Source organism: Streptomyces sp. NPDC004542 (assembly GCF_040610035.1).
Classification (GTDB): domain Bacteria; phylum Actinomycetota; class Actinomycetes; order Streptomycetales; family Streptomycetaceae; genus Streptomyces.
The window spans coordinates 18,826-43,843 of sequence record NZ_JBEXLP010000043.1 but is presented as its reverse complement, the minus strand read 5'-3'; the positions used below and the strand labels follow the sequence as shown (position 1 = coordinate 43,843).

Annotated in this window: 19 protein-coding genes; 10 read left to right on the top strand and 9 right to left on the bottom strand. The window is 72.4% G+C overall.

Going from position 1 to position 25,018, the window contains the following annotated elements; genetic code table 11:
- Positions 1–129: 129 nt before the first annotated feature.
- Positions 130–1,512 (bottom strand): M1 family metallopeptidase, encoded by a 1,383-nt coding sequence (locus ABZX30_RS23065; protein WP_355936282.1) that lies wholly within the window; start codon positions 1,510–1,512, stop codon positions 130–132.
- A gap of 234 nt (positions 1,513–1,746) precedes the next feature.
- Between ABZX30_RS23065 and ABZX30_RS23060 the strand changes: the two genes are divergently transcribed.
- The gene (locus ABZX30_RS23060; protein ID WP_355936235.1) at positions 1,747–2,097 is read left to right on the top strand and encodes a DUF488 family protein; all 351 of its coding nucleotides are present in this window, start codon (positions 1,747–1,749) and stop codon (positions 2,095–2,097) included.
- A gap of 30 nt (positions 2,098–2,127) precedes the next feature.
- Here ABZX30_RS23060 and ABZX30_RS23055 read toward each other — a convergent pair whose 3' ends face one another.
- Entirely contained in the window at positions 2,128–3,801 is a 1,674-nt protein-coding gene (locus ABZX30_RS23055) for an FAD-binding dehydrogenase (RefSeq protein ID WP_355936234.1), read from the bottom strand.
- Positions 3,802–3,880: 79 nt separating this feature from the next.
- Complete coding sequence (locus ABZX30_RS23050; RefSeq protein ID WP_355936231.1) at positions 3,881–4,525, bottom strand: TetR/AcrR family transcriptional regulator; 645 nt, start codon at positions 4,523–4,525, stop codon at positions 3,881–3,883.
- A gap of 644 nt (positions 4,526–5,169) precedes the next feature.
- Between ABZX30_RS23050 and ABZX30_RS23045 the strand changes: the two genes are divergently transcribed.
- Positions 5,170–6,405, top strand: coding sequence for a DUF4032 domain-containing protein (locus ABZX30_RS23045; protein WP_355936228.1), 1,236 nt, complete (start codon positions 5,170–5,172; stop codon positions 6,403–6,405).
- Positions 6,406–6,409: 4 nt separating this feature from the next.
- Here the strand turns inward: ABZX30_RS23045 and ABZX30_RS23040 are convergent, their stop codons facing one another.
- Complete coding sequence (locus ABZX30_RS23040; RefSeq protein WP_355936225.1) at positions 6,410–7,276, bottom strand: universal stress protein; 867 nt, start codon at positions 7,274–7,276, stop codon at positions 6,410–6,412.
- Between the two features lie 178 nt (positions 7,277–7,454).
- On the opposite strand from ABZX30_RS23040, the gene ABZX30_RS23035 reads away from it, so the two are divergent.
- The 3 genes from ABZX30_RS23035 to ABZX30_RS23025 are packed head-to-tail and all read left to right on the top strand — an operon-like array spanning position 7,455 to position 10,923.
- Positions 7,455–9,131 carry an FAD-dependent oxidoreductase gene (locus ABZX30_RS23035; RefSeq protein WP_355936220.1) on the top strand — a complete coding sequence of 559 codons (1,677 nt, stop codon included), beginning with the start codon at positions 7,455–7,457 and terminating at the stop codon, positions 9,129–9,131.
- Positions 9,128–10,576 carry an ATP-binding protein gene (locus tag ABZX30_RS23030; RefSeq protein ID WP_355936218.1) on the top strand — a complete coding sequence of 483 codons (1,449 nt, stop codon included), beginning with the start codon at positions 9,128–9,130 and terminating at the stop codon, positions 10,574–10,576. Before ABZX30_RS23035 ends, ABZX30_RS23030 begins: the two co-directional genes overlap by 4 nt.
- Complete coding sequence (locus ABZX30_RS23025) at positions 10,573–10,923, top strand: UBP-type zinc finger domain-containing protein (RefSeq protein WP_355936216.1); 351 nt, start codon at positions 10,573–10,575, stop codon at positions 10,921–10,923. Before ABZX30_RS23030 ends, ABZX30_RS23025 begins: the two co-directional genes overlap by 4 nt.
- Here the strand turns inward: ABZX30_RS23025 and ABZX30_RS23020 are convergent.
- From ABZX30_RS23020 to ABZX30_RS23000, 5 genes are all read right to left on the bottom strand, one after another.
- Positions 10,847–12,145, bottom strand: coding sequence for an SGNH/GDSL hydrolase family protein (locus ABZX30_RS23020; RefSeq protein ID WP_355936214.1), 1,299 nt, complete (start codon positions 12,143–12,145; stop codon positions 10,847–10,849). The two genes, ABZX30_RS23025 and ABZX30_RS23020, sit on opposite strands and share 77 nt — an antisense overlap.
- A complete protein-coding gene (locus ABZX30_RS23015) occupies positions 12,142–14,499 on the bottom strand; it encodes a glycoside hydrolase N-terminal domain-containing protein (RefSeq protein ID WP_355936212.1) in 2,358 nt (785 codons plus the stop codon). Before ABZX30_RS23015 ends, ABZX30_RS23020 begins: the two co-directional genes overlap by 4 nt.
- A gap of 17 nt (positions 14,500–14,516) precedes the next feature.
- On the bottom strand, positions 14,517–16,319 hold the full coding sequence (locus tag ABZX30_RS23010; protein ID WP_355936210.1) for a carbohydrate-binding protein: 1,803 nt from the start codon (positions 16,317–16,319) through the stop codon (positions 14,517–14,519).
- A 26-nt stretch (positions 16,320–16,345) separates the two neighbouring features.
- Entirely contained in the window at positions 16,346–17,530 is a 1,185-nt protein-coding gene (locus ABZX30_RS23005) for an ROK family transcriptional regulator (RefSeq protein WP_355936208.1), read from the bottom strand.
- Between the two features lie 130 nt (positions 17,531–17,660).
- Positions 17,661–19,448 (bottom strand): M4 family metallopeptidase, encoded by a 1,788-nt coding sequence (locus tag ABZX30_RS23000; RefSeq protein ID WP_355936205.1) that lies wholly within the window; start codon positions 19,446–19,448, stop codon positions 17,661–17,663.
- A 311-nt stretch (positions 19,449–19,759) separates the two neighbouring features.
- Between ABZX30_RS23000 and ABZX30_RS22995 the strand changes: the two genes are divergently transcribed.
- The 5 genes from ABZX30_RS22995 (at position 19,760) to ABZX30_RS22975 (ending at position 24,986) form a co-directional block, all read left to right on the top strand.
- Positions 19,760–20,959: a serine hydrolase domain-containing protein gene (locus ABZX30_RS22995; RefSeq protein WP_355936203.1), complete on the top strand. Its 1,200-nt coding sequence runs from the start codon at positions 19,760–19,762 to the stop codon at positions 20,957–20,959.
- A 57-nt stretch (positions 20,960–21,016) separates the two neighbouring features.
- Positions 21,017–21,694, top strand: coding sequence for an AIM24 family protein (locus tag ABZX30_RS22990; protein ID WP_355936201.1), 678 nt, complete (start codon positions 21,017–21,019; stop codon positions 21,692–21,694).
- A gap of 177 nt (positions 21,695–21,871) precedes the next feature.
- Positions 21,872–22,069: a hypothetical protein gene (locus tag ABZX30_RS22985; RefSeq protein ID WP_355936199.1), complete on the top strand. Its 198-nt coding sequence runs from the start codon at positions 21,872–21,874 to the stop codon at positions 22,067–22,069.
- Between the two features lie 84 nt (positions 22,070–22,153).
- Positions 22,154–23,113 carry a threonine/serine dehydratase gene (locus ABZX30_RS22980; protein WP_355936197.1) on the top strand — a complete coding sequence of 320 codons (960 nt, stop codon included), beginning with the start codon at positions 22,154–22,156 and terminating at the stop codon, positions 23,111–23,113.
- A gap of 214 nt (positions 23,114–23,327) precedes the next feature.
- The gene (locus ABZX30_RS22975) at positions 23,328–24,986 is read left to right on the top strand and encodes a protein kinase (protein ID WP_355936194.1); all 1,659 of its coding nucleotides are present in this window, start codon (positions 23,328–23,330) and stop codon (positions 24,984–24,986) included.
- Positions 24,987–25,018: the final 32 nt, after the last annotated feature.

The following is a 25,018-nucleotide window of genomic DNA, read 5'->3' as shown; positions in this document are numbered from 1 at the left end:
GCGGGAGTTCGCCGCGGCACCGCCGCCGCAGCCACTGAGCACGAGGGTGGGTCGCGAGCAGCGCGACGGCGGTCCTGCGATTGATCACGGGTCGGCCTTGGCCGACACTTGTGAGGAACTGGTCAGCTTCTAGGACCGTTCGGGCTTGCCCGCATGGTAGAGCCAGGTGGCGAACAAGGTGTGGAGGTCCTTGCCGGACTCCCGCTCGGCCAGTTCGACGAACCGGGCGGTGGTGCCGTGCCCGTAGCGGTGCTCGGCCGTCCAGGCGCGCAGGATGCGGAAGAACGTGGGGTCGCCGACGGCCCGCCGCAGTTCGTGCAGGGTCATGGCGCCGCGGTCGTAGACGGGGCTGTCGAAGATGTGGGCGCCGCTGCCGGGGTCGCCGGGCGGGAACGCCCACAGGCTGCTGCTGGCCGGACGGGCGTACAGCGTGTCGAAGGTCTCCTGGGCACTGTCGCCGCCGTGCTGCTCGCTGTAGAGCCACTCGGCGTAGGTGGCGAAGCCCTCGTTGAGCCAGATGTCCTTCCAGGTGGTGAGGGAGACGGAGTCGCCGAACCACTGGTGGGCGTTCTCGTGGACGAGGGTGCTCAAGGAGGGCGCCCGGTCGTAGAGGGGCCGGGACTGGGTCTCCAGGGCGTAGCCGACGTCGCGGGCGTGGTCGACGATGGAACCGGCGGCACGGAACGGGTAGGGGCCGAAGACCTTGCTCTCCCACTCCAGGACGGACGGCAGCTTCTTCAGCACGGGCGCCGCGGCGTTCGCCTCGCGCGCGTCGACGGCGTTGTACACCTGGATGCCGTCGCGGGTGGTGTACCGCTCGGTCTTGAACGTGCCGACGGTGGCGGTGGCCAGGTAGGCGGCCATCGGCTCGGTCTGGCGCCAGCGGAAGGTGGTCTCGCCATGGGCGGTGGACTGCCCGAGGAGGACGCCGCCTGAGACGGCGGTGCGGCCCTCGGGAACGGTGAGGGTGATGTCGTAGGAGGACTTGTCCACCGGGTGGTTGTTCGCCGGGAACCAGGTCATCGCGCCCTGCGGCTCGCCGGCGACGAACGCGCCGTCGTCGGTGCGGATCCAGCCGTCCGCGGAGCCGTCCGGGTCGGTGACCGGCTCGGGTACGCCCTGGTAGGTGACGGTCACCTTGAAGTCCTGGCCGTCGCGGAGGGCGTGGCGCGGGGTCACGACGAGTTCCTGGCCGTTCCGGCTGAATCCGGCGGTGGTGCCGTCGACCGTGAGGCCGGTGACCGTCAGGCCCTTGAGGTCGAGGTCGAAGCGGGCGAGCCGCTGGGTGGCGCGGGCGGTGAGGACCGCCTTGCCCCGCAGCTCCCGGGTGCCGGTGCCGTAACGGAGCGTCAGGCCGTAGTGCCGGACGTGGTAGCCGCCGTTGCCCGCGAGCGGGAAGTACGGGTCGCCCACGCCGGACGAGCCGGCGGTCCCGGCCGCGGCGGGACCGGCCGCCGCGACCAGCGCCGCGAGGGCGACGGGGACGGTGGTGAGCACCGCCCGGCGGCTCATGACAGCCGTGCGTTGTGCGGCGGCCTGCTGTCGGGGTGAGGTCACCTGCGCTCCTTGTGGGGTGGCTACGTGGCTGTGTGACTGTATGACTGTGATCAATTACAGACACATTAGGCGCGTACCCGATCCCGTTTCTCCCTCCTTCAGGTCAAGTCACGCCGCGTCGCCGCCCGGACGGCGGGTGTCGCCGCAGTACGCTCGCGGCACCGACCGCGACCCGAGAGAGGCCCCGCCGTGAGCGTGCGCGTGCGCCGGATCTACGAACCGCCCGAGGCCGACGACGGCCTGCGCGTGCTGGTCGACCGGCTGTGGCCGCGCGGCGTGTCCAAGGACACGGCGCGGGTGGACGAGTGGCCCAAGGGCCTCACCCCCTCGGACGAGCTGCGCCGCTGGTACCACGGCGGTGAGGGTTCGTACGACGAGTTCCGGAGCCGGTACGAGGCGGAACTCGCCGCCCCTGAGGCCGTCGAACTCCTCGACGGCCTCAGGGAGTCGGCCGGCAGGGGCCCGGTCACCCTCGTCACCGCGTCCAAGAACCTGGCGCAGGGCCACGTCGCGGTACTGGCGGACCTGCTGGGCGAGTGAGGTGCCGCCCTCCCCCGGGTCGACGGTGTGTCAGGCCGTCTGCCGTGCCGCCGCCCGCCCCGCGGCCCGGCCCGAGAACAGGCAGCCGCCGAGGAAGGTGCCCTCCAGCGCGTTGTAGCCGTGGACGCCGCCGCCGCCGAAGCCCGCCACCTCACCCGCCGCGTACAGGCCGGCGATCGGCTGCCCGTCGGCGCCCAGGGCGCGGGAGTCCAGGTCGGTCTGGATGCCGCCGAGTGTCTTGCGGGTCAGGACGTGCAGCTTGACGCCGATCAGCGGCCCGGCCGCCGGGTCGAGGATGCGGTGCGGCGCGGCGACCCGGCCGAGCCGGTCACCGATGTAGCGGCGGGCGTTGCGGATGCCCTGGACCTGGGAGTCCTTGCTGTAGGGGTTGGTGATCTGCAGGTCGCGGGCCTCGACCTGCCGCCGTACCTCGGCCGCGTCCAGCAGCGGCTTGTCCGTCAGCCCGTTCATCTTCTCCACGAGCTTCTCGAGGGTGTCGGCGGTCACGAAGTCGGCGCCGTGCCGCACGAAGTCCTGCACCGGGGCGGGGGCGCCCTTGCCGAGGAGGCGGTCGCGCAGGACGGCCCTGCGGTCCTTGGCGGTGATGTCCGGGTTCTGTTCGGAGCCCGACAGCGCGAACTCCTTCTCGATGATCTTCCGGGTGAGGATGAACCAGGAGTGGTCGTGGCCCGCGAGGTCCTCGGTGGTGCGCAGGTACGCGAGCGTGCTGAGCGTGTCGTAACCGGGCAGGCAGGGATCCGGCAGGCGGCGGCCGAGGGCGTCCAGCCACAGGGAGGACGGGCCGGGCAGGATGCGGATGCCGTGGCCGGGCCAGATCGGGTTCCAGTTTCGCAGGCCCTCGGTGTAGTGCCACATGCGGTCCCGGTTGACCAGCCGCACGCCCGCCTCGGCGCTGATGTCGAGCATGCGCCCGTCGACGTACGCGGGAACGCCGGTGACCATCTCGGCGGGGGGCGTGCCGAGCCGCTCCGGCCAGTGGCGGCGGACGATGTCGTGGTTGCCGCCGATGCCTCCGCTGGTGACGATCACGGCCTGGGCGGTCAGCTCGAAGTCGCCGGCGCGGTCGCGGTTGGAGGCCGCACCGCGCGGCGAGTCGTCGTCGGCCAGGACCGTGCCGCGCACGCCGCGTGCCGTCCCGTCCTCGATGACCAGCTCGTCCACGCGGTGCCGGTGGTGGAAGGTGAGCAGGCCGTCCCGGGCGGCCTGCCTGGCGTACGCCGCGAACGGTTCGACGACACCGGTGCCGGTGCCCCAGGCGATGTGGAAGCGGGGAACGGAGTTGCCGTGCCCGTCGGCGCGCAGGTCGCCGCGCTCCGCCCAGCCGACGGTGGGCAGCAGTGCGATGCCGTGCCCCTCGAGCCAGGACCGCTTCTCCCCCGCCGCCCACTCGACGTAGGCGCGCGCCCAGCGCACCGCCCAGGAGTCCTCGTCGTCCTGCCGGTCGAACCGGGCGCTGCCCCGCCAGTCGTTCCAGGCGAGGTCGAAGGAGTCCTTGATGCCGAGGCGGCGCTGCTCCGGGGAGTCGACGAGGAAGAGCCCGCCGAAGGACCAGAACGCCTGGCCGCCGAGGTTGGCGGCGTTCTCCTGGTCGAGCAGGGCGACCCGCCGGCCCCGGCTGGTGAGTTCGTGCGCCGCGACCAGGCCCGCGAGGCCCGCTCCGACGACGATGACGTCCGCGTCCATGACGACTGTGTCCTTCCTCGAAACCTGTGCGACCTGCGAAGCACTTGATGCGCTCGGACCCGTGCGTCCCGCACGGGTCTCACGGGACTCGTGACTCATAGGGGGTGCGGCTGCCGTCGGTCAGCAGCGCGGTGAGCAACTGCTTGAGCCAGGCGCGAGCGGTCTCGACGTCCTTGTCCAGCAGCAGTTGGGTGGTGACGCCGTCGTAGGCGGCGACCACGGCGTGGGCGGCGCCCTCGGCGTCACCGAGCACGGTGGGAAGTTCGGTGTGGCCCCGGGCCCGGGAGAGCCGGTCGGCGATCGCCCGGCGCAGCCGGGCCCGGTGCTCCAGGAGGGCGTGGGCGACCTCCGGGTCGCGGGCGGCGTGCACCAGGAAGTCCGTCTTCACCAGCAGCCAGTCCACGTCGAGCAGCAGCACCTCGGTGACCCGGTCCACGGAGGCGGGCACGTCGAGGTCGGGTCCGTCGAGGGCGAGCGCGTCCGCCACCTGTCCGGCGATGAGGTCGGCCCGCTCCCGGTAGAGGGCGAAGAACAGTTCGTCCAGGGTGGTGAAGTTGGAGTAGAAGGCGCCCCGGCTGAAACCGGCGGCCTCGCAGACCTCCTCGATCGAGACCCGGCCGAAGCCCTTCGCGGCGAACACGGTGAACGCGGCGTCGAGCAGCCTGGCCCGGGTGCGCACCCGGCGCCTGGTGACGCGCCTGACCGCGGTCTCCTCCACTGCCATGCCGACCTCCGCTCCGTTCGATACAGGAATGTATCCGATACATCTGTGTCTTCGCGCAGCGCACCTGGGGCCTGCCGGCCCTGTGCGCGGAACACGCCCGTTTCCTCCGCAACCGCGTCCCGCGACGACCGGGTGGGCGAGGCCGGCCTCCCCGGCTCCCACAGCCGCACCCGGCCGTCGGCGTCGCGTGCGAGGAACCCGTGCGCGGTCGGCTCGGCGTGGCCGAGGCGGACACCGCCGCCGGCGAGGGGTTCCGGACCGGTCCGCCAGGCGGCACGTGCCCGTTGTTTCTCCGAACCGTGGGTTCGTAGCGTCGCCGCACACTCCCGCTCCGTTCGAAAGGGAACCGCCATGAGCGCCGAAGTCACGTCACTCGGTTATCTCGTCGTCACCGCGTCGGATGTCCCGGCGTGGACCACGTTCGCCGAATCGGTGCTCGGGCTCGAGGCCGCCGCGGCGCCCGACGACACCTCGGACGGAACCGCCCCGGCCACGGCGACTGATCGGCGGGGGCGTGCACCGGGCCCGCGGGCGGACGTACGACCGGGCGATCCTCCGGGCGCGGCCGCGGTGGGCCCGCCGGGCCGGCACGGGAAGGCTCCCGGCCGGCGCGGAAACGCACCGGGCCGCTTAGGGTTCGTGCCATGTCCTTGCAGATCAACGCCACCAACCCGGAGCACCCCGCGCTCCTGCTCGAACTCCCCTGGGGCACGCCCCTGGAGGAGTGGCCCGAGGAGTACCTCGTACCGCTGCCCCGCGGCATCTCGCGGCACGTCGTGCGGTACGCCCGGGCCGGCGACGAGGTGATCGCCGTGAAGGAACTCGCGGAGCGGCCCGCGCTGCGCGAGTACGAGCTGCTGCGCGACCTGGACCGGCTGGGCATCCCCGCCGTGGACCCCCTCGCGGTGGTCACGGGACGCACCGACCGGGCGGGCGACCCGCTGGAGCCGGTACTGGTCACCCGGCACCTGGGCGGCTCGATGCCGTACCGCTCGATGTTCGAGACGACCATGCGCCCGGCCACCATGCACCGCCTGATGGACGCCCTGGCGGTACTGCTGGTGCGGCTGCACCTGGCCGGGTTCGCCTGGGGCGACTGCTCGCTGTCGAACACCCTGTTCCGGCGGGACGCGGGCGCCTACGCGGCCTACCTGGTGGACGCGGAGACCGGCGATCTGCACCCGCAGCTCAGCCCGGGCCAGCGGGACTACGATCTGGACCTCGCCCGCGTGAACATCAGCGGCGAGCTGCTGGACCTGGAGGCGTCGGGCGCGCTGCACCCGTCGGTGGACCCCGTCGAGTTCGGTCACGAGATCTGCACCCGCTACCACGGCCTGTGGGAGGAGCTGACCCGCACCTCCGTGTATCCGGCGGGCAAGTACCACTACATAGAGCGCCGGATACGCCGGCTCAACGACCTCGGCTTCGACGTGGCCGAGATGCAGATAGAGCACTCCCCCAGCGGCGACACGGTCACCTTCGTGCCGAAGGTCGTCGACGCCGGCCACCACCAGCGCCAGCTGCTGCGCCTGACCGGCCTGGACACCGAGGAGAACCAGGCACGGCGGCTGCTGAACGACCTGGAGAGCTGGATGGCCACCCAGGACGACTACGCCCCGGGCGACCCCCTCGCCGCCCGCCCCGAGGTGCTGGCCCACCGCTGGGTGCGGGACGTGTTCCGGCCCACCGTGCGCGCCGTGCCCCGCGACGCGCGCGGCTCCATGGACCCGGCGGAGATCTACCACGAGCTGCTGGAACACCGCTGGTACCTGTCCGAGCGGGCCCAGCACGACATCGGCCTGGACACGGCCGTCGAGGACTACATCGAGAACGTCCTGCCCAAGGCCCGTACGACGCTGGAGCCGACCGTCCCGGAGTGAGCCGTCAGTCGTGCGGGACGACGGCCACCGGGCACTGAGCGTGGTGCAGCACCCCGTGCGCCACCGAGCCGATCCGCGCGCCGACCGCGGTGAGGTGCGCGCGGCGCCCCACGACCATCAGCTGGGCCCGGCCGGCCACCGACAGCAGCACCTGCCCCGCGCTGCCCATCTCCACCTGCTCGGCCACCGGCACCCCGGGGAACCGCTCCCGCCACGGCTTCAGCGCCTCGGCCAGGGCCTTGCGCTCGTAGGGCTCCAGGCCCCCGGCGTCGTCGAGCAGCTTCAGCGAGCCGGGGCTGTAGGCGAACACCGGCGGCAGGGTCCAGGCGCGTACGGCCCGGAGGGTCGCGCCGCGGGCCGCCGCCGCCTCGAAGGCGAACCGCAGTGCCGCCGCGCTGTCCTCGGGGCCGCCCTGCTGCCCCACGACGACGTCCCGTCCGGCCGCCTCGCCCGTCGGCCGGTCCCCGGCGCGCACCAGTACCACGGGCCGTGCGGCCTCCGCGATCACCTGCTGCCCGACGGACCCCAGGAGGAACCCCACGACGGCGCCGTGCCCGCGCGAGCCCAGCACCAGCGTCTCGGCCCCGGCCGCGGCGGCGACCAGCGACTGAACCGTGCCGCCTTCGACGGCGTCGGTCGTCACGGTCAGCTCCGGATGCCGTTCGCGCACGGTCCGCGCGGCCTCCGCCAGCGCCGCCGTCACCCACCCGGCCTGGGTGTCGCGGTCGGCGCCGCCCAGAGCCTCCTCGTACCGCCAGGCGTGCACCACCCGCAGCGGCAGTCCCCGGCGTACGGCCTCCCGACCGGCCCAGGCCACTGCGGCGAGGCTCTCCTCCGTGCCGTCGAACCCTGCCGTGATCGGGCGTGTCATGTCCGGGCCTCCTCGTGGATCGCGCTGTGTGCGGGTCAGTCTTCCCTACCCGCCGTCCTGGCCTCGCCGTGCCGGGTCCTGTACTCGGAGCGCACTGTCCGCACGGTCACTGAGCGCGGCACGGGGATCGAACATACGATGGGCGGGAACCGTGCGGTGACAACGGGGTGGGAGACGCATGACACAGGCCGCCGAAGCAGTGCGGACGGTCATCCTGACCGTGGACGACGACCCGGGTGTCTCCCGTGCCGTCGCCCGTGATCTCAGGCGGCGCTATGGTGAGTCGTACCGGATCGTGCGCGCGGAGTCCGGGGAGTCCGCGCTGGAGGCGCTGCGCGAGCTGAAGCTGCGCGGGGATCTGGTCGCGGTGATCCTGGCCGACTACCGCATGCCTCAGATGAACGGCATCGAGTTCCTGGAACAGGCCCTGGACGTGTATCCGGGCGCCCGGCGCGTACTGCTGACCGCGTACGCGGACACCGACGCCGCGATCGACGCGATCAACGTCGTCGACCTCGACCACTACCTGCTCAAGCCGTGGGACCCGCCGGAGGAGAAGCTCTATCCGGTGCTGGACGATCTGCTCCGGGCGTGGCGGCAGAGCGACTACCGGCCGGTGGCCAGCACCAAGGTGGTCGGTCACCGCTGGTCGGCGAGGTCGTCGGACGTGCGCGAGTTCCTGGCCCGCAACCAGGTGCCCTACCGCTGGTACTCGGCCGAGGAGCCGGAGGGACAGCGGCTGCTGGCCGTGGCCGGGCAGGACGGGCAGCGGCTGCCGCTGGTGATCACCCCGGACGGTACGGCCCTGGTCGAGCCGGAGGCGCCCGAGCTGGCCGCGCGGGTGGGGCTGGCGACGACCCCGACGGCGGACTTCTACGACCTCGTCGTCATCGGCGGTGGTCCGGCCGGGCTCGGCGCGGCCGTGTACGGGGCCTCGGAGGGCCTGCGGACCGTGCTCGTGGAGCGGTCGGCGACCGGCGGGCAGGCCGGGCAGAGTTCGCGGATCGAGAACTACCTCGGCTTCCCGGACGGCGTCTCCGGCGCCCAGCTCACCGACCGGGCACGGCGGCAGGCGGCCAAGTTCGGCGCCGAGATGCTCACCGCGCGCGAGGTGACGGGACTGGAGGTCAACGGGGCGGCGCGCGTCGTACGGTTCGCCGACGGTTCGGCGATCGCGGCGCACAGCATCATCCTGGCGACCGGCGTGCAGTACCGGCAGCTGGAGGCGGCCGGGTGCACCGACCTGACCGGGTGCGGGGTGTTCTACGGCTCCGCGCTGACCGAGGCGCCCACCTGCCAGGGACACGACGTGTACATCGTCGGCGGCGCCAACTCGGCGGGCCAGGCGGCGATGTACCTGTCCCGGTTCGCCAAGTCGGTGACGCTGCTGGTGCGCGGACCCGATCTGACGGCGTCGATGTCGCACTACCTCATCCAGCAGATCAACGAGGCCCCGAACATCTCCGTGCGCAGTCACACGGTGGTCGAGGCCGCGCACGGTTCCGGCCGCCTGGAGCAGCTGACGCTGCGTCATGTGGCGACCGGGGACCGCGAACAGGTGGACGCCCAGTGGATGTTCGTGTTCATCGGGGCCGCTCCGCTGACCGACTGGCTGGGCGAGACGGTGCTGCGCGACGAGCGGGGCTTCATCCTGGCCGGGCCCGACCTGACGGCCGACGGCCGGCCGCCGGCGAGCTGGGAGCTGGACCGGCCGCCGTACCACCTGGAGACCAGCGTGCCGGGCGTGTTCGTGGCGGGCGACGCCCGCGCCGAGTCCGCCAAGCGGGTCGCGTCCGCCGTCGGAGAGGGAGCCATGGCCGTGATGCTCGTCCACCGGTACCTGGAGCAGTCGTGAGCGGGCAGCCGATGCCGTGCAGCCCGCACGAGGTCGCCTCGCTCTTCCTGTTCGAGAAGCTCGCCCCCGAGCAGCTCGGGCGGCTGTGCGCCGCGGGCCGGGTCGAGCTGTTCCAGCCCGGCCCGGTGTACGCCGAGGGTGACCCGGCGACCTGCTTCTACGTGATGATCGAGGGCACGGTGGTGATCTCCCGCCGGGTCGGCGGCGACGACGTGGAGGTCATCCGCACCTCGCAGCGCGGGGTGTACGGCGGCGCCATGCAGGCCTACCTCGGGGACCGGGTGCGGCAGGTGTACAACAACTCGATGCGGGTGACGCAGCCGACGCGGTTCTTCGTGCTGCCGGCCGACACCTTCTCCGAGATCATGAGCGAGTGGTTCCCGATGGCCGTCCACCTGCTGGAGGGGCTCTTCTTCGGTTCGAAGAACACCCAGGCCGCCGTGGGGCAGCGCGAACGCCTGCTGGCGCTCGGCTCGTTGTCGGCCGGTCTCACGCACGAGCTCAACAACCCGGCGGCGGCGGCCGTCCGGGCCACGGCGACGCTGCGGGAGCGGGTGGCCAAGATGCGGCACAAGCTCGCCGTGATCGCCGAGGGCCCCTTCTCCCGCGAGGCGCTGGCGGAGCTGATCGAGATCCAGGAGCGCACGGCCGAGCGGGTCGCCAAGGCCCCGGTGCTCAGTCCGCTTCAGGCCTCGGACCGGGAGGACGCCCTCGCCGACTGGCTGGACGACCACGGCATCGGCCAGGGCTGGCAGCTCGCGCCGACCTTCGTGCAGGCCGGTCTCGACATCGACTGGCTGGAACAGGTCGCGGCGGCCGTGGGCGAGGAGATCCTGCCCGGGGCCGTCGGCTGGCTCAACTACACCATCGAGACCGAGCTGTTGATGAACGAGATCGACGACTCCACCAGCCGCATCTCGCACCTCGTCGACGCCGCCAAGCAGTACTCGCAGCTGGACCGCGCGCCCTACCGGGTCGTGGACGTGCACGAACTGCTCGACAGCACCCTGCTGATGCTGTCGGGCAAGATCGGCCCGCGCATCGGGGTCGTCAAGGAGTACGACCGCACGGTCCCAAGGATCCCCGCCTACCCGGCGGAGCTCAACCAGGTGTGGACCAACCTCATCGACAACGCGGTCTCGGCCATCGACGACGCGGGCGGGGACGGCACCCTGACCGTGCGGACCGCGCTGGAGAACGAGCGGGTGCTGGTGGAGTTCCGGGACACTGGACCCGGGATCCCGCCGGAGATCCGCGACCGTATCTTCGACCCCTTCTTCACCACCAAGCCGGTGGGCCAGGGCACCGGGCTGGGCCTGGACATCTCCTGGCGGATCGTCGTCAACAAGCACCACGGCACCCTCCAGGTGGAGTCGGTGCCGGGCGACACCCGCTTCCAGGTCCTGCTCCCCCTGACCGCCGAGACGCCCGAGGAGGCAGCATGAGCGGCGAGTCCGCGATCGACCCGAGTGTGCCGCCGAGCGGCACCGGCTGCGTGGAGTGCGACGCGACCGGCGGCTGGTGGTTCCACCTGCGGCGCTGCGCTGCCTGCGGGCACATCGGCTGCTGCGACGACTCCCCGTCCAAGCACGCCACCGCCCACTACCGCGCCACCGGTCACCCGGTGATCCGCAGCTTCGAACCGGGCGAGGAGTGGTTCTGGAACTACGACACGGAGGAGGCGTACGACTCCGGCCCCGAACTGGCCCCGCCGGTCAGCCACCCGGCGGACCAGCCCGTGCCGGGACCCGCGGGGCGGGGCCCGGCCGACTGGGCTCAGACGCTGCGCTGAGTTCCCCGCCGGTTTCCTGCCGGCCGGCGCAGTCGAGCGAGTCCAGGTCGACCGCGTCGGCCATCGCCTGCATGCCCTTGTCCCCCGGGTGCACGTGGTCGCCGCCGTCGAGGAACGGCAGCATCCGCTCGGGGTCGTAGGGGCTGCGCAGGACGCGGTCGAAGTCGGTGACCGCGTCGAACTCCCCGCTGTCACGGACGAACGCGTTCACTTCCTGCCGTACGGCCTCCGCCGCCGGGTCCCACTCGGGCCAGCCCTTGAACGGGCCGACGGTCGCACCGACCACGCATGTGCCGGCCGCGTGCGCCCGCCGGGCGATCTGCCGGTAACCGGCGATCAGGTCCTGGGCGGTGACGCCCGTGTGGGACTTGATGTCGTTGACGCCCTCGAAGAGGAAGACGGTCCGCACCCCGGGCTGGGACAGGACGTCCCGGTCCAGCCGGTGCAGGGCGCTCTGCCCGGCGCCGTCGGCCAGGACCATGTTGCCGGAGATCCCCTCGTTGGCCACTCCCTGGAGCGGGCCGCCCGCCCTGTGGAGCCGCCGGGCGAGGTAGTCGGGCCAGCGGCGGTCGAGGTCGGTGGTGGAGTGCCAGCCGTCGGTGATGGAGTCACCGAGGGCGACGACGGCACCGGTCGCCGCCTCCGGCGGGCGTACGGAGGCGGCGTCGAGGTAGAACCAGGAGCCGGTCGTGCCGCTCCAGTGGACGGCGCCCTCCTCGGCGGTGTGGTCGCCCTGGGTGATGTACGACGTCTGCATGGCCATGCCGTGACCGGTGGCGGGGCCGGCCGCGTCCGGACTGTGCAGGCTGATCACCAGGTCGGTGGCGGCGGGCAGGGCGCCGGGCAGCGGATCGCTCCAGACGGTGGCCCCCGCCGGGACGGTGACCGTGCGGGCGCCGTCGAAGGTGAGCCGCCGGTTGCTGCCCCGCCGCAGGGCGGCGCCCTGGTCCCGCACCCCCGCGTAGACGCTGTCGAGAGTCAGCGGCCGGTCTCCGAAGGCGTTGGAGAGACGGACCCGCAGGCCGCTGCCCGCGGCACTGGTGTGCACGACCAGCCGGTAGGAGCGGTCGGCGACGCCGTCGCCCAGCCGGTCGGCGCTCGCCGCCCAGGTGACGACCCCCTGCGGAACGCCGGGCGTCGCCCGGGCGGGGGCCGTCTGGCAGCCGAGCACGGTCAGCAGGACGACCGCCATGCGGCAGATCCGCGCGCCGCGGCGGGTCACCGGGCGAAGCCCTTCAGCGTGACGGACTCGCCGGGGCGCAGGGTGACCGTCCGGGAGGTGCCGGCGTACGCCACCTCGGTCGTGCGGCCCCCGACGCTGCGGATCCGCGCCTCGGTCGGTCTGCCGTCCGTCCAGCGCAGGTCGACGACGAAGCCGCCGCGCGCTCCCGCCCCGGTGAGCGAACCGGACGCGGCCCAGGCGTCCGGAAGGGCGGGCAGCAGCTCCAGGTGGCCGGGCCGGGAGTACAGCAGCATCTCGGTGATCGCGGCCGGGGTGCCGAGGTTGGCGTCGATCTGGAAGATGCCACGGCCCGGCTCGGCCTCGTAGATGTCGAAGAGGTTCGGTGCCGTGCCGTTGCCGCCGCCGGTGGAGGGGCGCAGGTTGGTGACGACCGACTGGTAGGCCCTGTCGGCGTCCTTCAGTCGGGCCCAGCACAGGGCGCGCCAGGCGTTGGCCCAGCCGAAGCTGTTCATGCCGCGGGCGGTGAGCAGCGCGGTGGCTCCGGCGACGATGTCGGCGGGGGTCGAGGCGTCGGGCCGGATGCGGTCGCCGGGGAAGAGGCCGATGAGCGGGGACAGGTGCCGGTGGGTGGTCTCGCCGAGGTTGTCGGGGGACATCCACTCCTCCAGCCAGCCCGTCTTCGGACTCACCACCGCGAGGTAGAGGCGCTCGCGGAGCGCGCCGACGGTGCGGGCGTAGCCGGCGTCCCTGCCGAGTTCGGCCGCGGCGGTGCGGTAGTTACCGAAGAGCGCGTGGACGAGTTCCTGGGCGTAGGTGATGCCCTTGGCGTCGAGCGGGCCGTGTTCCGGTGACCAGTCGCTGTCGGCGATGAGGACCTCCCGGCCGGTCTCCGGCAGGGTGTGGGTGAGCAGCCGGGCCTCCCAGAACTCGCAGGCGCCCTTGAGGAGCGGGTAGATCTTCTTCAGATGGGCCCGCGATGCCGTGAACTCGTAGTGTTCGAAGAGGGTGTTGCAGAGCCAGGCGTTGCCCGCCGGGTGCCACCACCAGCCGCCTCCGCCGTACGGGTTGGTGGAGATGGCCACCGTCCAGCCGGCGTTCTTGCCGCTGGAGTTGCGGTAGCGGTTGCGGGGGTCGTCGAACAGTCTGCTGGTGAGGTCGGTCCAGGAGGGGAGCTGGGCCACGCAGTAGTCGGTGAACGCGTCGAAGCAGGACGGCAGGCCCGCACGGTCGGCCAGCCAGTAGTTCATCTGGATGTTGATGTCGGTGTGGTAGTCGCCCATCCAGTCCGGGTCGTTCCCGTCGAGCCACAGTCCCTGGAGGCCCAGCGGCAGGCTGCCCCGGGAGCCTGCGATCATCAGGTAGCGGCCGAACTGGAGGTGGGCGGCCTCGAGTTCGGGATCGGGCTCGCCGTCCCGGGCGCGGGCCTGGATCCGCTCCCAGGTGTCGAGGGAGCGCTGGGCGGCGGTCGACGTGCCGAGGGAGATGTCGAATCGCCCGAACAGCGCCCGGTGGTCGGCGACGTGGGTGCGCAGCAGCGTGCCGGCCGAGTGGCGGGCGGCGGCGCGTACCTTGGTGCGGGCCAGTTCCTCCGGGTCGAGGGAGGGGTCCCGGTAGTGGGCGGCGGCGTCGGGGGCGTAGTCCGTGCCGCCGCAGACCACGACCGTCAGCTCCGCGCATCCGGCGAAGGTGACGCGGGTGCCGTCGACGCGGACGCGTCCGCCGCTGCCGTACGCGGTGACCGCGGCCCCGTACCGCAGCCCGCCGGCGAAGGAGCCGGCGAAGGAGCCGGCGTGCGCGGACTTCTCGCCGTGCGTTCCCTCGAGGGTCACGGTGCCGGTGTGGTGGCCGCCGCCCTGCTGGGTGAGGTGCAGGACGATCACGTCGTCGGGGCGGCTCGCGAACAGCCGTCTGGTGTACGTCACTCCGGAGCGGACGTACGAGGTCGTGACCACGCCCTGTTCGAGGTCGAGGGTGCGGCGGTAGCCGGAGACGGCGGACAGGTCGTGGTCGGGGAGGTCGACGCAGAGGCGGGCGAGCAGGGTGAGGGAGCCGAAGTCGGCACGGCCGTAGGGGAACTGGCCGTCGGCGTCGAGCGTGTCGTTGCGGCCGCCGGTCCACATCGTGGCGTCGGTGATCAGGAGCAGTTCGCGGCCCGGGTCGTTGCTCGCGAGGGCGCCGAGGCGGCCGTTGCCCACCGGCAGGCCCTGGTCGATCATCGAGTGCTCGTCGGCGGGGGCCTGCCACCACAGGAGGTGGCGTGAAGTCCCCTCCGCCACGGGCGGCTCGGCGGGCCGCCGGGGCGCGGCCGTGGCGGTGAAGGCGGGCAGTCCGGCGAGGGCACCGGTCGCGGCGGCGAGGGTCAGGAAGCCGCGTCTGCTGGACGGGTTCTGCATGGTGGGCTCCGAATCCTCTACCGCGGTGACCTGGGCACGTCGATCCGGTCGATGTCCGGCGCGTAGCCGGGACCGCTGCTGTCGAAGGTGATCGTGTTGGCGCCCGCCTTCAGCGTCACCGGCACGCTCACCGTCTCCACGGTCCCCCAGTCGCCGGTGGAGGGGAACCTGTGACGGGTCGCCGCCCCGGAGCCGGCGGAGATGTCGACGGACCGGGCGTCGCCGCTGATGTAGGCGACCCGCACCAGGTAGGTGCCGGGCCTGTCGACGACGATGTCGTCGAAGCGGAGCTTGCCGCCGAGGTAGAGGTTGCCGGCCTTCTTCCCGCCGGAGCAGGCCGAGCAGTCGGCGACGGAGGCGTTGCCGGTGAGGGTGTTGGCGGTGGACTCGGCCTCGTAGGCGGTCGTGGTGAGGGCGGCGCCGTGCGGGGTGACGGTGAACAGGCGGGAGCCGTGGGCGGGCAGCGCCTCGGTGATCTTGTTCTGGTACGTGCCGAGGTCCTCGTGGTTCCAGAGGTCCCGGACGGCCGCCTTGCCGGTGAAGCCGAGGGAGGAGAAGTCGGCGGTGACGGCGGCGGGGGCGTCGGCGAGGTTGAACAGGGCGACGGTGCGGATGCCGTCGGGGTTCTTCGCCGCCCACACCTGCTGGGGGTCGGAGGGGGTGACCGGCCGGGCGGGCGGGGCGTCGGCCTGGTCGACGGCGATGACCTCGCGGTTCGTCAGGAGCTTCAGGCCGTAGTCGTCGAGGCGGGTGAGGTCGTCGCCCGTGTAGAGGGGGGACTTGGCGATGGCCCACAGGGTGGCGTAGCTCTGCCGTTCGGCCTTGGTCAGGCCGTCCATGGCGCCGTTTCCGACGTCCAGGGAGTCGAGGTCGTTCCAGCCGCCGGGGCCGGCGTGCCGCGTCCAGCCTGGGGCGTCGTCCCAGCGGTCGTCGACGGAGTTCTCCCAGCTGACGAGGGTGTTGCAGTAGCACTCGACGTCGGTGTCGATGCGCCAGCCGTTCGCGTACTTCTTCCAGTCGTCGGCGTGGCCGATGTCCAGCGACCAGGAGAGCTCGAGGTGGACGGGACGGCCGGTGGCGGCGATGGCCCTGTTCCAGGCGGCCACGTCGGCGACGTTGTCGTACTGGTCGCCGCTCTTGCCGGAGCCGGGGCCGACCCCGTCCAGCTTGAGGAAGTCGTAGCCCCAGTCGGCGATCGACTGCGCCTGGGAGTCTATGTACCTCTGTGCGCAGGGGCGGGAGAAGTCGAGCTGGTAGGAGCTGTCCCAGCCGTTGGTGGTGCGCAGGTCGGGGTAGACGACGTCGGCGGTGGTGCAGCCGTCGGCGTCGTGGACCGGTGTCTTCCCGTCGCCGTACGCCTCCTTCTCCAGTCCGGCGGGCAGGTAGATGCCGGCCTCGAGGCCCTTGGCGTGGATGCGGTCGGCGACGGCCTTCATGCCGCCGGGGAAGCGCTCCGGGTCGGCCTTCTGGCGGCCGTAGCGGTCGTATCCGGGCTTCCAGGTGCTGTCGCGCCACCAGCCGGCGTCGATGTTCACGTACTCGTAGCCGTACTTCTTCAGCTTGGCGGCGAGGGCGTCGGTCTGCTTCGTGACGTTGGTCTCGGTCAGGTAGCTGTAGTCGCCGTCCGGGTTGAGGCCGGGGTACCTGGACGACTGCATGCTCCAACTCGACCAGCCCATCCAGGGCTTGGCGGCGGTGGCCGGGGCGGTGGTCTCGGCGTGCGCCGCGGGGGCGACGGTGACGGCACCGGCGGTGAGGGCCAGGACCACCGCGGCTCTCAGGGCGCGGGCGGGCAGGGCGGAGTACGAGGATGACCGCATGGGTCGGGCCTCCAGGGGATGTCGGATCAGCGGCTCGGTCGGGGGTCGGGAGCGATGAAGGACTGGATCGCGGCGGCCGCGGCCCCGCGGGCCCACTCCTCGAAGGGCAGCGGGCGGGTCTGTACGTCGCACCGCGCGGCCGAGCCGAAGGCGGCCGCGGTGAACGCGTCACGGATGTGCTCGGCGAAGAGGTCGTAGGCGGCCAGCCCTTCGCCGGAGATGATCACCCGTTCGGGGCCGAGCAAGTTGGCCACGGTCGCGATGCCACGGCCGATGGCCTCCCCCGCCGTGGCGTACACCTCGCGCACACCGGCGACGCCCTGGTGGGCGAGGGCCACCGCGTCGGCGCCGTGGTTCACCCGGCGGCCCGTCACCTCCCGGACGCGGGCCACGATCGCCGCCTCGGAGGCGATCGCCTCCACGCAGCCGCGGTTGCCGCAGTGGCAGGGCGGCCCGGCGGGATCGACGGCCACATGACCGATCTCGCCCGCCACGCCGTGCGCGCCGGCGACCACCTGCCCGTGCACCACGAGACCGCAGCCGATGCCCGCGCCCACGGTCACCACCGCGAAGTCCGACAGCCCCGCACCGGCCCCGAACCACTGCTCGGCGACGGTCAGCGCCCGGACGTCGTTGTCGACGGTGACCGGCAGCCCGCAGGTCATCGAGGCGAGTTCGGCCAGCGGCACGTCCCGCCAGCCCAGGAAGGGCGAGTAGCGCACGACGCCCTCGGCGCGGTCGACGTCCCCGGAGACGGCGATGCCGAGGCCGAGCACGGGCAGGCGCAACTCGTCGGCCGCCACGCGCAGTTCGTGCGTCAGCTGCCCCAGTGAGGCCAGCACGGCCCTGGTCTCCCGGTCCGGCAGGGGGACGCGCCGGGCCAGGCGGATCCGGCAGCACAGGTCGGTCAGCACGCCGATGGCCTCGTCGCCGGTCACCTTGACGCCCGCGAACAGCGCCCGCTCCGCGTCGACGCGCACCAGGTTCGCGGGGCGCCCGAGGGCGGGGCGGGCCTCCTGGTCGGCGTCCTCCACCAGGTATCCGGCCTCGAGCAGGGGCCGCACCGCCTTGGTGACGGCGGCCGCCGACAGTCCGGCCCGCCGGGCCGCCTCCAGCCGGGTGAGGGGGCCGTGGGAGAGCAGGAGGGTGAAGACCTGCGAGGCGGCCGGGGTGTGCGCCGGGAACGTCTCGGTCCGGGAGGTCGAGGGCATGGCCGGGAACCTAGGGCCATTATTTTCCGCTGTCAATAAAAGAAACAGGAGTCAGAGCAGGGCAGTTGGGCGGACGCACGAGTGCCCCGCGCGGGGCGCGGGGCACTCGGGTCGGCCGGGGCCGGTCCGCTCAGTGGCGGTCGGCCGGCGTGTTGGCGGCGGTGACGTTGACCGCGGCCCACGCCTTGTCCACCGTCTCGTACTCGGTGCTGCTCGCGCCGTACAGGTCCTTGGCCGCCTGCAGCGTCGCGGTGCGCGCGTCGTGGAAGTCGGTGGTGGAGACCATGTAACGGGTCAGCGCACGGTAGAAGACGGCGGTGGCCTTCGTGCGGCCGATGCCCTTGACCGTGGACTGGTCGTAGGTCGGCGAGTCGTAGGTGACCGTGCCGATCTTCTTCTTGCCGCTGCCCTCCGCGAGGAGGTAGTAGGCGTGCGAGGAGACGCCGGAACCGGCGTGCACCTCGGTGTAGTACACGTCGGGCGACCAGTAGTCGATCGTGCCCTCGAGCTTGTCGAGCGACGGGCGGTCGAGGCGGCGCAGGAACTTCTGCGCGAGGCCCAGCTTCTCGCCGACCAGGTAGTCCGGGGTGTCCTTCGCGTTGTTGGCGAAGAACTCCACGTTGGAGCCGAAGATGTCCGCGAGCGACTCGTTCAGCGAGCCGGGCTCACCGTACTGGTTGCCGTCCGAGTCGACGATGGTCGGCTCGAGCTTCGCGGTCGCCTCCACCACGCCGTGGGTCAGCTCGTGACCCGTGACGTCGAGGACGACGAGCGGCTTCTTGAACATGTCGCCGTCGCCGTCGCCGTACAGCATGCAGGTGCAGGTGGGGTCCCAGAAGGCGTTGGCGACCTTCTTGCCCCAGTGGACCATCGCCCGGGCCGCCTTGCTGTTGTTGGCGATGCCCTTGCGGTTGAAGGTCTTCTTGTAGAAGTCCAGGGTCTTGGTGACGCCGTACTGGGCGTCGGCGGCGGCGCTGACCCGGCTGGTGGTCTTGCCGTTGCCCCACACGTCGGTGGTGTTGGTGAACTTCGTGCCGGCGCCGAACTTCTCCGTGGAGGAACCCTTGGCGTCCCGGGTCTCGGTGCCGTACCGGCTCGGGTCCTTCAGCTGGTAGTGGCCCCGCGAGGTCGCCGTGGTGGTCAGGCCGACGTCGCCCACGAAGAGGGTCTTGCCGGTGCCGTGCGCGGTCGCCGGGTAGTGCGTGACGCCGGACAGGCCCGAGCCGAGGAGGCCGGCGCCGGTGGCGGAGGCGACACCGGTGGCCGGGTCGACCGTCTCGCCCCGCCGGCGCAGGGTGTCGAGCAGCTTCGGGGACAGGAACTCGTCGCTGTCGGGCGTGTTGCTGCGCACCGTGCCGGTGACGGCGTCGATGACGACGGTGTGCGAGCTGCCGTTGTCGGTCACCGTCACCTGGTAGGCGAGGGCCGAGGCGCCGTCGCGGGCGTCCACCACGAGTTCGGCGGTGCCCGCGTCGCCCTTGGCGGCCGTGGCGGCCTTCCGCTCGGCCTGCCGGGCCGTCAGCCTGACGCGCTGGGAGTCGGCCGGCGTCACCGCGTGGCCGGTCGCCCGGGTGACACCGGTGTAGGCCAATTGCCGGGACAGGTGCACGACGAGGTCGCCGCCGAGTACCGGCATTCCCCGGTGCGTACGGACGAACCGGACGTGGCGGGCGCCCTCCGGGTCGATCATGACGTCCTGGGCGTGGAGCTCGTCCCCCTGCGACACGCCGGTCGCGGCGGCATGGGCGAACGCCGCGGTGCGCGCGGCCTTCACGACCGAGGCGGTCTTCGCCGCCGGCGACGACACGCCGTGCTCCGCCCCCGTGGCGGAGCCGGCGAAGGCCGTGCCGGCCAGGCCCGTGGCGGCCGTCGCCACCGCGATGGCGATGGCCGCGCTGCGTATGTGCGGTCTACGCACTATGTGGGGTTCCCTTGTTCGAAGACGGCCGGGGTCGCCAACCGCCTTGGGGCATGGCGAGGGTTGGATCCGCGCCACAGGGGCTGGTCGGGCCCCCGCCGGAACCCTTACGGATAAGTCATGTCCGCGTAAAGCCGGAATGATCGCTTTCGCAGTCTTCTATGACAATCCTTTACGAATGAGTGCCACAGGGTGATCAATACCTGACCAACTGTGTGTCGCCTGTGGTGATGTGACGAGATGCGAGTAGGTTCCCTCGCCTGTATGTGACAGATCTCGCACCACAAAAGGTGCAGAGGGGACGGCACCGGATGGTCGCGACGACGGTTGGCAGAGGTCTGGTCCTCGGGGCGGTCGCCCTCTCCCTGCTCGCGGTCCCCGCGCAGGCCGCGCCCCAGCAGGCCCGGCCGCGCACGGCGGGTCTGCCGGCGCCCGACACCGCCGGGCTGCGCGGGGTGCTGAGTTCGGCAGTCGCCAAGGGCGCGCCCGGCGCCATGGCCCGGATCGACGACGACGGCGCCGTGTACCAGGAGGTGCGGGGCATCGCCGACAGCGACACCCTGCGGGCCATCGACACCGCGGACCGCTTCCGCGTCGGCAGTGTCACCAAGTCCTTCACGACCGTCGTGTTGCTGCAACTGGTCGACGAGCACAGGCTGAGCCTCGACACGCCGGTCAACCGCTACCTGCCCGGCCTGCTGCCGGACGACGGGATCACGGTGCGGCACGTGCTCGGCCACCGCAGCGGCCTGCACGACTACACCGACGACATGTTCGCCGAGAGCGTCTCCGGCTTCGAGGCGGTGCGCGACAAGGTCTTCACCTACCGCCAACTGGTCGGCCTCTCCCTGCAGAGGCCGCGCACCAACGCGCCGGGCGCCGCCTACGCGTACTCCAACACCAACTTCGTCGTCGCCGGGATGCTCATCGAGGAGCTGACGGGGCACACCGTGCGGACCGAGTACGAGAACCGGATCTTCAAGCCGCTGAAGCTCGAGGACACCTTCTACGTCCACCCGGACACGGGGATCCCGGGCCGCCACACGAAGGGCTACCTCACGCCCGACACGGCGGGGGCCGCGCTGGTCGACGCCACGCGGCAGACGGTCTCCTGGGCGCAGAGCGCGGGGGCCGTGATCTCCAGCGCGCACGATCTGAACACCTTCTACTCCGCCCTGCTCGGCGGAAGGCTGATCCCGGCCGCACAGTTGGCGGAGATGGAGCGGTGGATCCCGGTCGACAGCACCACGGCGTACGGGCTCGGGCTGCGCCGCCGCACCCTGTCCTGCGGAGTGTCGGTCTACGGCCACACCGGCGCCGTCCAGGGCTACTACACCTACGCCTTCGCCTCGAAGGACGGCCGGCGCAGCCTCACCGCGGTCGCCAACACGTCCAACAACGCGGACGTGCTCGGCACGCTGGCGGGCACCCTGGAATCGGCGTTCTGCGGCGAACGGGCCTCGGTCCGGCGGGGCGCCGCGGCCGCCCGGCGGAGCGACGAGCCGTTGTGACCCGGCCGCCCTTCCGCGATCTTGGCGGAACGGCTTCGTCCGGGACACCATGCACGCATGAAGGGTGATCTGTTTTCCAGTCAGCACATGGTGCAGCCGGCCGCGCAGCCGGGCATGTCCGTCGAGAACGCCAAGTGCCTCCGATACACGGTGAACGGCGAGATGCACGCCCGTCAGGGCGCGATGGTCGCCTGGCGCGGCAACCTCCAGTTCGAGCGCAAGGGGCAGGGCGTCGGCGGCATGCTCAAGCGAGCGTTCACCGGTGAGGGCCTGCCACTGATGGCGGTGCGCGGCCAGGGTGAGGCGTGGTTCGCGCACGAGGCGCAGAACTGTTTCGTCGTCGATGTCGAGCCCGGTGACCAGTTCACCGTCAACGGCCGCAATGTGCTGTGCTTCGACGCCTCGTTGTCGTACGAGATCAAGACCGTCAAGGGCGCGGGCATCGCGGGGGGCGGCCTGTTCAACAGCGTCTTCACCGGGCAGGGCCGGCTCGGCCTGATGTGCGAGGGCAATCCGCTGGTCATACCGGTCTCCGCCCAGCAGCCGGTGTACGTCGACACGGACGCGGTGGTGGGCTGGACCGACCGTCTGCAGACCTCGCTGCACCGCTCGCAGTCCATCGGCTCGATGCTGCGCGGCGGTTCCGGGGAGGCCGTGCAGCTGATGCTCCAGGGCGAGGGGTACGTCGTGGTGCGCCCGAGCGAGGTGACGCCGCAGAAGGCGGAGCAGCACTGACGCCCGGAGGAACGATCCGCTCCGCACAGGCAACCCCGCCGGCCGTACCGGCGCCTTGATCGACAGCAGACCGAGACAGCCCCGGCCCCTTCGGCCGGGGCAGAATCCGAGGGCACCGAGCGGCTGCGCGCCGCCGAGCGCGCCGGCCGGCCCGACGAGGCCGCCCGGCGTCTCGCCGTGCTCCTGGACTCCTCCCCGGAGCCGGACGCGGCGGCCGCGCTGATCGAGGAGCTGGGCGGCCGCACCGCGGCGCTGGCCGAGGCCCGGCGGCACACGGCCACGGCCCGGGCGGCGCTCGCCGGCGTTGCGCTGGCGGCCGGAGCCGCCGCGGAACCGCGCTGTCTGCTGGACTTCCTGGTGCGCCGCGACCTGTGAAACGGAGTTGACCTTGACCGGCCCCGCGGGTGAGGCTGCGAAGTGGCGCGGTCCGTCGCTCCCCGCGCCGGAAGGGTGACCGCCTTGACCGGGATTTCGGAGATCGAAACCGCGGCACGGACCATCGCCGGACATGTCGTGCGCACCCCGACCGTGCCGAGTCCGGGCCTGGCCGAGCTGCTCGGCGCCCCGGTCGCCGCCAAGCTGGAACTGCTGCAGCGCACCGGTTCCTTCAAGGCCCGCGGCGCGACCGCCAAGCTGCTGTCGCTGAGCGAGGCCGAGCGGGCGGCCGGGGTGGTGGCGGTGAGCGGCGGCAACCACGGGGTGGCCCTCGCGGTGATGGCCGCGGCGCTGCATGTGAAGGCGACGGTGGTGATGCCCCGTACGGCGCCGGCCCGCTCCATCGGGATCGTCGAGGCGGCGGGGGCGTCGGTGCGGCTCACCGACGGCATGGACAGCGCCTTCCAGCTGGTGACCCGGCTCCGGGACGAGGGGCTGACCCTGGTCCATCCCTTCGACGACCCGGTGGTGATCGCGGGGCAGGGCACCGTGGGGCTGGAGCTGGCCCAGGACGCGGACGAGCTGACCGACGTGCTGGTCAGCGTCGGCGGCGGAGGACTGATCGCGGGTGTCGCGACGGCGCTGCGGGCCCGCCGTCCGGGCGTGCGCGTCTGGGGCGTGGAGACGGAGGGTGCCCAGGCCATGTCCCAGGCGCTGGCCGCGGGCGGGCCGGTGCCGGTCGCGCTGTCGTCGATCGTGACCACGCTCAGCGCTCCGTCCGTGTCGCAGCTGACGTACGACCATGTCCGCGCGCTGGTGGAGGAGGTCCTCGTGGTCCCGGACCGGGAGGCCGTGCGGGGCTGCCTCGAGCTCGCCGACCACGCCAAGGTGTGGGCGGAACCCGCCGCGGGCTGCCTGCTCCCGGCGGCGCGGCAGGTGCTGGAGCGGGTCGGCGACGGCGCACGGCTCGGCCTGGTGGTGTGCGGCGGCAACGCCACGCCGCGGGAAGTCGTCGAGTGGGCCGAGCGGTTCGGGCCGCGCTGAGCCGCCCGCGCTCCGGCGGCCGTCGGCGCCCATGCCTTTACCGTCGGTTACCCACAGGTCGAGTCCCGGCCATGCCTCGTTTTCCCCACGTCCCGGGGCCCGCTCGCCATTCGAACATGAGGCAAGAAGCGTCTTCGAGTTGCGGATTCTTTGAACGCATCGTGTCGCGCGCTCCGTACCTCTGGGAAAGACGAGGCAGGGGTTGCAGCGAAGGATGACCATGGTCAAGGCGCATGTCTCCGCACAAGAGCTGGTCGCCGGAAGGTACCGGCTCCTCGAGGCCGTCGGCCGCGAGACGAACCGCGTCCGCTGGTACGCCGAGGACCTGGAGGCGGAGCGGCCCCGGCTGGTCACACAGATCGCGCTCCCGGCGGACTCTCCGGAGGAGGCCCCCCGCCGCACCTGCGCGCGGGTGCTGCGTACCTCGGAGGTCATGAGCGTGCTGCGTCCGGGCCGGGTGCCGATGGTGATCGACGCGGTCGAGGAGTCCGGCACGCTGTGGACGGTCACCGACGTGATCGGCGGCAGACCGCTGGGGGAGGTGCTCTCCCAGGAGGGCTCGTTCCACCCTGTGCGGGCGGCCCGGATCGGGCTGGAGCTGCTCGACGTGCTGGAGGCGGCGCACGACGAGGGATTCACCCACGGCGAGCTCAGCCCCGGCCAGGTGTTCGTGCCCGAACGCGGCCCGGTCGTCGTCACGGGTTTCGGCCTCGCCGGCGCGACCCTCGTCCCTCGGCTGACCGCACCGGCGTACGCCTCCCCCGAGCAGGCCCGCGACGAGCGCATCGGCCCGGCCGCCGACCTGTGGGCGCTGGGCGCGATCCTCTACACCATGGTGGAGGGACGGCCGCCGTTCCGGGACCGCGGCCGGTTCGAGGCCACCCTGAAGGGCGTGGACCGGTTGCCCGTGCGCACCCCGCTGCGCGCCGGTCCGCTGACCCAGGTCGTCCAGGGCCTGCTGCGCAAGGACTCGCGGGAGCGGCTGACCCGGCCGGTGGTCCGCGAGGCGCTCACCCGGGTCCTGGACGAGGCCCCGGGCGCGGACCGGAAGAACGCTCCCGTGTCCCGGCTGCGGGCCGCCCGCACCGCGGTCCTGCACCCCGGCGGGGCGTGGAGCCGGCGCACCATGGTGGCCGGGACCGCGCTGGCCGTGGTCACCGTCGCGGTGGCCGTGCTGGCGGCGACGCACAGGCTGCCCGGCACCGGCACGGACACGGACACCGCGGACTCCGGCGGCTCGCGCCGGCCGTCCGTCGCCGCTCCCACCTCCTCCGCGAGCGAGCGCACGGACGGGGCACAGACCCCCTCCGCGTCGGCCTCCCCCTCCCGCACCCCCTCCCCCACCGCCACGCGGACCGCCGGCCCCTCGGGCGGTCCCGCGCCGTCACCCACCACCACCGCCCTGCCCGACGGCTACCACCGCTACACCGCCCCGGAAGGCTTCTCCGTCGCGCTGCCCGACGGCTGGAAGCGGCTGGACACCGCACGCGCCACCGACGCCTACCGCGTCACCTTCGGCACGGCGGACGGCGCGCCCACCCTGACGGTCACCCACAGCGAGGGCGCGCGCGTGGGGCCCGACCCGGTCGCCATCTGGCGGGACGACGTGGAGCCGGATCTGGAGAAGCTGGCGGGCTACCGGCGGATCGGCGAGATCCGGGCGACCACCTACCAGGGCCACAAGGCGGCCGACATGGAATGGCTCTCCGGAACCGGCGCCGATGCCGTGCACACCTTCGGACGGGGTTTCCTCGTCGGCGACCAGCAGGGCTTCTCCCTGCGTTTCACCACGCCGGCCGCGGACTGGGAGAGCGCCGCCGACCGGGAGGCGAAGAGCGTCTTCCTTCGGACCTTCCGGCCGTCGACGGGCTGAGGCCCGTCGCCCGGACGGGCTGTTTACCCTCC